Source organism: Gordonia asplenii (assembly GCF_012933505.1).
In the GTDB taxonomy this organism is placed as follows: domain Bacteria; phylum Actinomycetota; class Actinomycetes; order Mycobacteriales; family Mycobacteriaceae; genus Gordonia; species Gordonia asplenii.
This window is the reverse complement of record NZ_JABBNB010000087.1, coordinates 1-856: the sequence shown is the minus strand read 5'-3', so window position 1 is coordinate 856 and position 856 is coordinate 1. Positions and strand designations below refer to the sequence as shown.

The 856-nt window shown below is 66.0% G+C and carries 1 protein-coding gene; it reads left to right on the top strand.

Annotated features, from left to right (window positions below):
• Positions 1-520: 520 nt before the first annotated feature.
• On the top strand, positions 521-856 hold a 336-nt coding region (locus tag HH308_RS29300; RefSeq protein ID WP_170197822.1), incomplete at its 3' end, for a hypothetical protein.

The window sequence follows — 856 nt, the reverse complement described above, 5'->3', positions numbered from 1 at the left end:
TCTGCTCCCCGAGTGCCGAAGCGAGGGACGAGCTTCGGTGTAACGAGGGGCCGTGAGCCGAAGAGCGCAACGGGGGAACGAGTTTCGGGACATTGAGGGCTTCCGCGTCGGGCTCACCTGGTCGACGGTGTCGGTGCCGACATGGCCTGGACGGGGACGTCGGGCGGCGGGTTGAGTTGGGGTGCCCGGCCGGCGGTTTGTCGACGACCGGCGCGGCGGGGCTGGCGACGTAGATCCGACTCGGCGGCGCATATCCGACAGCCTCGGGGTGTCGGATGTGGCTTCGGGAGTCGGGTTTGTCGACAGTCCGGCGGCGGCGGTGTGTGCGAAATCTGTTGCCCGCGAGCGCCAGCCGCTGCGGGCCGGTCTATAAGATTGGTGTCCGTTTTTCTCTTGGTTTGCGGTCGACCATGGGGTAGAATCGAACATAGTAGCGAAGGCCCTGATCGTGGGTGGGCCGCCGAACGTGGGAAGCACCTCTTTTTGTAGATGGTTTGTCCCTGCGTGTTCGGAGCACCTGATGTCCACTACCGGTACTTCTGTCCCGCCGTCGCGTGCGACGGTGTCCCGCTACGGGTGGGCAACCGAAGACCCCACCCGCATCGGCCTACACCTGCAGGTCGGGCGGGTCGCCGACGACGCAGCCTGTGGGCACATCAACGATCTGATGGATGCGATCACCACCTGTCGGGCGGGGGAATCGTTTCTGCTCTGGACCAAATACCGGGCCCTGGCCGGGATTCACGACCAGTTGGCCGGCGGGTGCGGTGACGATGACGCCCGGTTGGTGTCGCAGCAGTCGCAGGTCGCGGCCCGGTACGGGATGACGGGGGCGATCAGCCCACAACTGTCCGCC